Source organism: Gelidibacter algens, assembly GCF_001678675.1.
Taxonomy (GTDB): domain Bacteria; phylum Bacteroidota; class Bacteroidia; order Flavobacteriales; family Flavobacteriaceae; genus Gelidibacter; species Gelidibacter algens.
Genome location: NZ_LZRN01000076.1, coordinates 1 through 8,876 on the forward strand (window position 1 = coordinate 1; position 8,876 = coordinate 8,876).

Annotated in this window: 12 protein-coding genes; all 12 read right to left on the reverse strand. The window is 32.5% G+C overall.

What is annotated here, in order from left to right:
* Window positions 1-134 precede the first annotated feature (134 nt).
* The 12 genes from A9996_RS18495 to A9996_RS18555 all read right to left on the reverse strand — a co-directional run bounded on the left by A9996_RS18495 (window position 135) and on the right by A9996_RS18555 (window position 8,328).
* A complete protein-coding gene (locus A9996_RS18495; protein WP_066438821.1) occupies window positions 135-437 on the reverse strand; it encodes a helix-turn-helix domain-containing protein in 303 nt (100 codons plus the stop codon).
* Window positions 424-765 (reverse strand): type II toxin-antitoxin system RelE/ParE family toxin, encoded by a 342-nt coding sequence (locus A9996_RS18500; protein ID WP_066438822.1) that lies wholly within the window; start codon window positions 763-765, stop codon window positions 424-426. The genes A9996_RS18495 and A9996_RS18500 overlap by 14 nt, the downstream gene beginning before the upstream one ends.
* A 274-nt stretch (window positions 766-1,039) precedes the next feature.
* Window positions 1,040-1,318 (reverse strand): hypothetical protein, encoded by a 279-nt coding sequence (locus A9996_RS18510; protein ID WP_066438827.1) that lies wholly within the window; start codon window positions 1,316-1,318, stop codon window positions 1,040-1,042.
* Window positions 1,319-1,589: 271 nt separating this feature from the next.
* Window positions 1,590-1,877 (reverse strand): hypothetical protein, encoded by a 288-nt coding sequence (locus A9996_RS18515; protein WP_146608991.1) that lies wholly within the window; start codon window positions 1,875-1,877, stop codon window positions 1,590-1,592.
* Entirely contained in the window at window positions 1,790-2,173 is a 384-nt protein-coding gene (locus tag A9996_RS18520; protein WP_066438833.1) for a hypothetical protein, read from the reverse strand. The genes A9996_RS18515 and A9996_RS18520 overlap by 88 nt, the downstream gene beginning before the upstream one ends.
* A 141-nt stretch (window positions 2,174-2,314) precedes the next feature.
* A complete protein-coding gene (locus A9996_RS18525) occupies window positions 2,315-2,605 on the reverse strand; it encodes a hypothetical protein (protein ID WP_169817272.1) in 291 nt (96 codons plus the stop codon).
* Window positions 2,592-3,341, reverse strand: a complete 750-nt coding sequence (locus A9996_RS18530; RefSeq protein WP_066438841.1) for a hypothetical protein — start codon at window positions 3,339-3,341, stop codon at window positions 2,592-2,594. The genes A9996_RS18525 and A9996_RS18530 overlap by 14 nt, the downstream gene beginning before the upstream one ends.
* Before the next feature lie 750 nt (window positions 3,342-4,091).
* Entirely contained in the window at window positions 4,092-4,514 is a 423-nt protein-coding gene (locus tag A9996_RS18535; protein WP_066438849.1) for a hypothetical protein, read from the reverse strand.
* A gap of 835 nt (window positions 4,515-5,349) precedes the next feature.
* Window positions 5,350-6,243, reverse strand: coding sequence for a tetratricopeptide repeat protein (locus A9996_RS18540; RefSeq protein WP_066438852.1), 894 nt, complete (start codon window positions 6,241-6,243; stop codon window positions 5,350-5,352).
* 719 nt (window positions 6,244-6,962) lie between these two features.
* The gene (locus tag A9996_RS18545; RefSeq protein ID WP_066438853.1) at window positions 6,963-7,553 is read right to left on the reverse strand and encodes a hypothetical protein; all 591 of its coding nucleotides are present in this window, start codon (window positions 7,551-7,553) and stop codon (window positions 6,963-6,965) included.
* Window positions 7,554-7,702: 149 nt separating this feature from the next.
* Window positions 7,703-7,990, reverse strand: a complete 288-nt coding sequence (locus A9996_RS18550) for a helix-turn-helix domain-containing protein (RefSeq protein WP_066438855.1) — start codon at window positions 7,988-7,990, stop codon at window positions 7,703-7,705.
* Window positions 7,987-8,328, reverse strand: a complete 342-nt coding sequence (locus A9996_RS18555) for a type II toxin-antitoxin system RelE/ParE family toxin (protein ID WP_066438856.1) — start codon at window positions 8,326-8,328, stop codon at window positions 7,987-7,989. Before A9996_RS18555 ends, A9996_RS18550 begins: the two co-directional genes overlap by 4 nt.
* Window positions 8,329-8,876: the final 548 nt, after the last annotated feature.

Sequence of the window (8,876 nt, forward strand, 5' to 3'; positions counted from 1 at the left end):
GCCGTTGCGTGTCCCACACACGAGCTATTAAAAGTACAAAACTCCGCTGGAAAATTCCCAAGAATTTTCCAGATAGGCACAGACCCAGCAATGGCTTATACACGGTGTTGCCATTAGTACTTTTCCTTTCATTCTTAAAGGTCAAGCGATAATTTCAAACTTCCGCCCAATCCTTCTCTGATTATTCTCATCAAGGTCGAAAGTCGGATATCACTTGCATTATTCTCAATTCGTGAAATATAGTTTTTAGTTGTTCCAACTTTTTCAGCAAGTTGTTGTTGCGTTAAATGCTGTTTTTTTCTTGCCTCTTGAATTAAAGCACCAATTCTGAAAGTTTCAAATTCTTCTTCGAATTTTTCTCGGCTTTCTGTTCCTTCCTTGCCATATTTGTTGTTAATATGCTCTTTCCAACTTTTAGGATTTTCATTTGTTTTCATAATATTTCTTTTTTAACGCTTGCGCTTTTTTGATTTCGTTTTTGGGTGTTTTTTGAGTTTTTTTCTGAAATCCATTCAATAATAAGATTAGGTTTCCTTTGTCGAAGAAACAGAAAACCCTAAAGATATTGCTCCCTGTTTTGACACGTATTTCCCAAAGTCCGTCCGTTCCAGTCATATGGTCAAAGTACTGTTTCGGGACTATGTTTGTCCTTTCAATAAGTGAAATTGTCCAGTCGAACTTGTCCTGAACTTTCTGGTCAAGTTTGTTGTAAAAATCCCAAAAATGGTTTTCAAACGGGATTATTTCTCTTTCAAATTTGTCCAATGATGCTCATTTTTAATTATAAAGCGAAGTTACCTATAAAGGCAACATTCTCCAAATTAAATTCTATTTTTTATTTTGCAGACGGATTTTTTTGTATTAATGGCAACGTTTTGTGTATGAGCCGTTGCGTGTCTCACGAACGAACCATTAAAAGTACAAAACTCCGCTGGAAAATTCCCAAGAATTTTCCAGATTGGCACAGACCCAGCGATGGCTTATACACGTTGTTGTAAAACGTTTTTATTTCGATAGTTCATTTACTTTTCTATTTTAATTATTCAACCCAACCGTGATAAATTTGAATAAAAATGAATAAACAAGTTATTCCGAATATTAGTAATTCGTTGATTTTATTTTTTTTCCAATTCCAAATTCCAATTCCGAGTAAAATTCCGAACGCTAATCCGTAAATTAGACTAACTGTCGCATAAAGTTCAGCCGTTTCATAATAATAAGGAACAGGTCCTTCTCCGCCAAAAGGATAAAGTTCCGTATCTTTTTTTATTCCAACAATATAGAATTCAGAAATTCCAAAAAAAGTAGAAAAATCCATTTAACAAAATTCCTATTCCTGCAAAAATTTTTTCAGTTATAGATTTTTCAGATTTCAGTTTTTGAGCTTTCAATTCGTTATTATTAAGGACTTTTTAATTTTTGAATTCAGGTTGGTTTGGTCAAATGTTTTACAACGTTTATGTGTAAGAATAGTTGCGTGAGATAAACACCTAAAATACTAAAATTGACCAAGCCTTTGGAAATTCCGCAGGAATTTCCAAGTAAGCGAGAACCAAGCAATTATTTTTACACGGTGTTACCCACCGTTTTTATTCCTCGTTAATCAACTCCGTTTCGGTTATTAATGGAACTCCATAAATTTGCCTTTTTTTGGGTTCGTACAATTTTCTCATCATTGTTCCATATTCTGCCATAAAGGTATTTAAATCTACTAATCCTTTCGTGACAAATTTCATTTTCTGTTCGCCATTTTTAATTTCAATTTTTACGTATTCATTATCATCAGAGTTTATTCGGCTTTTATTTCTCTCCATAAAATTGCCAAAATCCCAAGTTGTGTCATTTTCCGTAATACTTTTCTCAAATATTTTTGCCATTCAGGATTTTGTTCATCATAATCTTTAAATTCCGATAGAATTTTTATTGAATCAGATTTTTTGGTAATCAGTAAGCGTTCCTCTCCTTGATATGTGCAAACAGAATGGTCAATCCAAACTTTTAAAGTATCCAATTCAGTCATTTTTGTTTTGAAATCTTGATAATCAGATTTCAAGTCAAAATTGGATTTCATTTGTTCGTTATTTTCCGCAACATTTATTTCGGTTTGCTTTTTTTGTTGGCAACCGACTGCAATAAATGCAAGAACTAATATTTTAAGTACGATTTTTTTCATATGGTGGGTAACGTTCAAGTATAAGCGCAGTAGCGGGATTTTCGCACGAACCTTTCAGTTTATAACTGACCCTTGATTTATAATATATTTTTGGTTAAGCACTAACTCCGCTATTGCGTTTATACATTGTTAGGCAACGTATTACTCCGTGTAATTTATTTTCCGCTTTACAATATACAAAGGTTTTCCGTTTTTAAAATGAGTTTTTAAAATCCAATTATCGTATTTGTCAAACTCATATTTTGAAATCCAAATTTCTTTATTTCCAGTTTGCCCATCGGTTCTCGAATATTCAATTTGGTTTCCGAATTCATCCCATTTTTGAATTAATATTGAATAACGCTCTGCACCAATTGGCTCAATTTTATACTTAATTAAATTATCATTTTCATCATAGAAATTCTCAATTAGAATAAAATTATTGTCGTTCACATAATTTTCTTTTATTGAGCTTAATTCTACTTTTGTCGTCATATTCATAAATTGATTTTTCTTGCAATGTGTCCCAGCGTCCGTAGGTTTCGGTTAGTTCTGTTGTCAACAGTCTATTTTCGTAAATTCTACTGATTAATTTGGATGGAATACTATCTTTTATAAAAGCATTTTCCACAATTAAATTTCCCGCGCTATCATATTTATAGTTGAAGGTCATTTGAACAGTATCTTTGACCATATCTCGTCTTGTAGAAAGTCGATTATTTCCATCTCTTTCAACTATTGATATTCTTTTGAAATCGCCTGAAGAATAAATAAATTTCTTTATGCTATCATTTTTATCATAAACGTTTTCTTGAATACTTTGTGAACCTTTTCCATAATTATCTGTCTCAATAATTTTTAAAGTTTGATTTTTTGAATTGTAATAATATTCGGTTTGGTTTGAAATTTCCCCGTTGGTATAGAATTCGGTTCTTTTGATTAAGTTTCCGATGTCATTAAATTCCAGTAATTCGTCTCTGTCGGTAGCAGAATATGAATTAATCTTTTCGCCAACTTCAAAACTATCTGCGTTTTTTTTGTACTCAAAGATTTCTTCTCGTATTGACTTTATTTTTCCTTTTAAACCACGAATTTGTAGGTCGTTTTTAAATTCCGCTTTATCTATTTTGGGATTGGCACAACTCACAATGATTGAGAAGATTAATAATGGAAGCAGAATTTTTTTCATATGTTGCCTAACGTTGATGTGTATGGACCGTTGCGTGTCTCACACACGAACCAATCCAAATATAAACAAACTTTTGGGCATTCCCATAATAATCCAAAAAAAGCACAGACCCAGCAATGGTCTATACACGGTGTTAGCACACGGTTTATTCTTTCCTTCGCTATTATTTTTTAACTACAGAGTAAAGTCCGACATAATTTTGTTTAGAAATCCAGGTTAAAAATTTCCTTTTAAATTCCGCTGCCATTTTTCGCAATGAGTTTTAAAATATTTTTTTCAGATTGTAGGGAAGGGCAAAGTTTCAGTTTTGCAACTAAAAAAACCAAAAAAATTTTCGGTTCCTTTTCGCAGTTTTTTTCGTTAGATTTGATTTCCGCGTATATCTAAAATAAAATTTTGCCCAAACTTTGGTCAAGCACAGGTTTTCCAGCTATGCGACTTATTATCGGAAGGCCAAAAAATAAAATTATTCACACGAGTGATAATTCCGCCGTTTTGGTTTTTCAGTATCTATTATAATTTCGGTGTGGTTTTTCAGTTTCTACTCTTAAAAATCAGAAGATTTTGTTGTTTATCTGTGTTTTCTGGAGCAGACAACTGTGTGCTAACGTTGATGTGTATGAGCCGTTGCGTGTCTCACACACGAACCATTAAAAGTACAAAACTCCGCTGGAAAATTCCCAAGAATTTTCCAGATTAGCACAGACCCAGCAATGGCTTATACACGGTGTTGTGCACTGGCTTTTCTATTTATAATCCAGTCAATCTCAAGTTTTCAGATTGATAATATTTTTCAAATTCCACCCATTTTGCTTCGTCCATTTTAAACAAACAATCCAAAATATTGTCAAATTCATTTTCCAATATAGAATCGAAATATTTTATATATTCATCGTCAGAGTCTGTTCCGTTTTTCCAATAAAAATCAGGGAATTGGTATTTCGGCTGTTCGTTATTTTCGTAATTCGCAAAATGTATAACGTCAAAACGTTTTTGGTCGTAAAATAAATCAGCAGATATGGGTCCTTTTTCATAAATATAATTCAACTCTAAAATTTCTCCATATTTCAATCGGCAGGATTTAAACATTCCTTTTTCCTGCGTTTCGATTATTTCAAATCCGTTATTGAGAGTAAATTTAGAATTTATTTGTATCGTAATTTTCCAACTCATTTCGTTTTTTTGTTAGCTTGTGCACAACGTTTATGTGTACGAGCTGTTGCGACGGATGGAACGAACCAATCCTAATAAGACGTGACTGTGGGAAATCCGCAGGATTTTCCAAACGGTCACAGTCCCAGCAATGGCTTGTACACGGTGTTAGTACACGGCTTTTAACTTTTCCGCCCGAGTTTGAATTCTGACGTCTTGTTGTTTAAAAGTCTAATTTAGTAAATTCAGACTAATTTCTGTTATGGTTTTTCGTATTCAGTTTTATTGAAGTTGTTTTTCTGTCAGATCGGATTCGGTCGAAAAACACAATCTTCTGGTTTTGCACTTAAACAGCAAAAAAAAATCCGGTTTGGTCTTTCAAGGATTTTACATCAGAGTGATTTTCGGCGTAAGGTTTTGTCTTTTCAGACTTGGGAATTACTTTTTTGAAGGAACTTTGGTTAAGCACAAATTTTCCTGATAAGCGACTTAACTTCCGATATTCAAGGAGATAAAACAATTAAAAAAGTGATCAATTCTGCACTGATTTTCTTGAAAACTCAATCTTCTGTTTTGTTCTTAAAACCAAAAAAAAATCGAGGAATTTTCAGAGTTTCGTTCAGCTGTGTACTAACGGTCTTGTATATGAAACGTAGCGTGTAAATAGACGCTAACTTTTCGGATTATGCACGAGCCGAATTTTTATTTTTTCTATTTATCTTTAACTTTCTAAATATACAAAAATAAAAATAATATTAGTATACAGTTGGCGTACTTAATAAACAAGCAAAAACCTCTCGGAAAGCCTGTAATAGCTATGTTTTATATACGTTGTTGTGCCACGTTGTTCTGCGCATTATTGTCGTCTTAAACTTCTTAAACTATCGATTTTTTTAGTCATTTTCAAACTCGGCAAGCCTATTTCTGCTCGATTTGCATTTACCTTTGATAAATCAGAAATCATATTTGCATAACCTCCATTTTGGCTTTCGAAAGTACCGTGAGTTTGTGGTTGTTTATTAAATAACTCTAAATTGTCATACATAGTACCCAAAGTATATGGTGGACATTTGCCATTTTTCACAAACTCTTTTACTTTTGGGATGAAATAATTTATTCTAATACTATCATCTGTGTGTAATAGTAAAATTGTTGGGTCTGCGGAAGTAAAGTCAATTCCATAATTCCCTACTACTTGCTCATTTGGATAACCAAATTCATCAAATATTTCTACAAGTCGCTTATCGTTAACTTTAAATACGCTATCTCTTTTTTCTTGCTGTCCAACTAATCTTTGGTCAATTTCTATCATTGCTTGAAGTTCAGCCCTTAAATTCATATTTAGAGTACTAATATATTTTTCTCTTATTTTATCGTAATCGGCAATCAATTTTTTTCCTCGTTCCGTTTTGAAAATATCATTGAAGACTTTATCGTTTTGAAATTCATTTAATGTTCCTCCTTTATCTATTGTTTTCTTGATATAATCTATTGCTAAATCATCTTTACCTAATTCAGCGCAAATCTTGGCAAATTTATCGGTATCGTGCAAAAATCCTATTTTAATTGCATCACAGTTTTCAAACGCTTTTTGGTAATAGTTATAAGCTTTTTGGTAATTACCTAAATAAAACTCTACTTCTGCATTGGCTGTATTTGGATAATAATCCGTAATGTAATTGCATTCAGTTTTCCTTTTACTTGCGCAACCAACAATGATTAAAAGCACTAATATTAATGTTATTCTCATAATTTTTTTTCAATGTGGCACAACGTTGATGTGTATGAGCCGTTGCGTGTCCCACACACGAACCATTAAAAGTACAAAACTCCGCTGGAAAATTCCCAAGAATTTTCCAGATTAGCACAGACCCAGCAATGGCTTATACACGGTGTTGTGCGGCGTATTTATCTTTTCCCACGCTCTGTTTATCACGTCAGATTTGATTCCCCCGTTTTGTTTTATAAAAGTCCAATTTAATAATTTCCGCTTAAAATTCTTTACGGTTTTCCGCATTTAATTTCGGCGTGATTTATTTCCGTCAGATTTGATTTGGTCGAGAAACACAAAGTTTCGGATTTGCACTTAAAAAACCAAAAAAAATTCGATTCCGTTTCACCTGTTTTTTCCGCCAGAATAAATTTCGGCGTAATATTTCAGCAGAAACTTTGGTTAAGTACTGTTTTTTCCAGTTTGGTTAAGGACGTTCGGATTGATAATTCCATTAATAATTCCGTTCGAGTGATAATTTCGGCGTAATGGTTTTTTATTTTCAATTTCGAATTCAATTTCAATTTCTTTTCGGCATTTCAGTCCGTTAGATTTTCAATTTCAGCACGATTTTTCTTATATGACGCACAACGTTGATGTATATGAGCTGTGGCGTGTTTTAGCACGAACCTCTCCAAATATAAACTAACTTTGGGGAATCCAGAAATTTTCCAAGTAAGCACAAACCAAGCCATAGCTTATATACGGTGTTGCCCACAGTATTTTTCGAAGCGTAATGTTTTTAATGCTTTTATAAATTCGGCTTGAGTTTTATCCGATAAATACTGTCCATAAAAATTAAATTTAAGTTTATCGTAATTCTGTTTTAGTCCAGATAGGCTGTCAATGTAAATTCCACTCGAACCAAATCCTTTATTTTTTGGCGTAATTATTTTTGCATTAATACAGTCTATTGTGTAATATTCAACATCATATTTCAAATATTCTTTTATATCGATGCCTTCATAAGTCCAATCTTCTACAACCAAATGTTTTGTTTTTGGAAGTAATTCTCGTTCTTTTTTAGCTAATTCTGATAACATTTCTTTTGTGTAAATCATCGGTAAATCCGTACTTACATCTGCTGAATATTTTCCTAAATCAAATTTTAGAGTATCATTTTTGTCTGTTATAATTCCGCCAATATAACTGTCAATTCCTTTCCTTTCATATTTATTCCATTTTTCAGGAACAGTTATTTTAAATTGACCGTAATCAATTATTTTATAACTCCGTTTCGCACAAGAGCAAATCAGAAGTATAATTAATATTGACAGAGTTTTTTTCATATTGTGGGCAACGTTGATGTGTATGAGCCGTTGCGTGTCTCACACACGAACCATTAAAAGTACAAAACTCCGCTGGAAAATTCCCAAGAATTTTCCAGATAGGCACAGACCCAGCAATGGCTTATACACGGTGTTGGCAAATCGTTATTTTACATTTGAAGACTTAAATTCAATTTTGCTCCCAAAGCATTGAAAATCCGCATTACGGTTTCAAAAGTCACATTTCCAGTGCTGTTTTCAAGTCTCGATATTTGTGCTTTTTTTACTCCAACTAATTCTCCTAATTGCCCTTGAGTCAGTTTTCGTTTTTTTCGCGCGGTCTTTATCATATCGCCAATCAATTCAAGTTTCAACTCAAATTCATATTCATCTCGTTCTTCAGTTCCCTTTTTTCCAATTAAAAGGTCTTCTGCTTGGTCTAAAGTGTAACTTTTCATTTCTTTCTATTTTTAAAATATATGTTTCTTATTTTGTCCGCTTTGTCGATTTCTTTCTTATCCACTTTGCTTGTTTTTTTAATAATTCCGTGAGTTGCAAAAACAAACGTCTCGGTCTTATCATCCTTGTCCCAAAATGCTAAAAGGCGATATTGAATTCCGGAATATAAAGTTCTGAATTCCCAAATATCATCAGTCAGTTTTTTGAAGAATTTTGGGTCAGATTGTTGTTCGGCTCTTCTTATATTTTGAAATATCTTTTTCCTTGCTTTTAGGTTTTGCTTTTCTATAAATTCAAAAGCTTCCTCAAGTAATTTCGTTTCAAATCGTCTTATCATTTTTGTTATAAAATCAAATTTGATACAAATATAAATAAAGTTTCGTTAACTGTAAACTTTTGAGTGAGTTTTTAATGTTTGCCAACGTGATTGTATATGATTAGTTGCGTATGCAAGCACATAGATAGAAAAAGTACAACTAGCTTTGTGCTGAGAGAGTCTTTTCACAAAGTAAAAACAAGTAGCAATTAATTATATACGGTGTTGGCAAACGTTATTCATTTGGCAGTCGTGGTTTAAATTATGTTCTATGTCTTTAGATATTGAAATATTAAAAACAAAGCAGAAAGAATTAAATCAAGTTGTTAAATACGGTTTACGATATTCAGTTTACTAAATTTAACTCGTTTGCTACAAAAGGTACATAAAGACCATTATCATTTTGTTCTTCACGATTTAATTAAAGAGAGCTAAAATAAGAACAGGANAATTTAGTAAAACAATCGAATAATTGGTAAAATTAAGTTCCAAATAAAACGAACTACGGTAAGTTACCTTCGATTTGTAGTCCAACTAAATAATATTAGTATACAGTATAATACTTTATT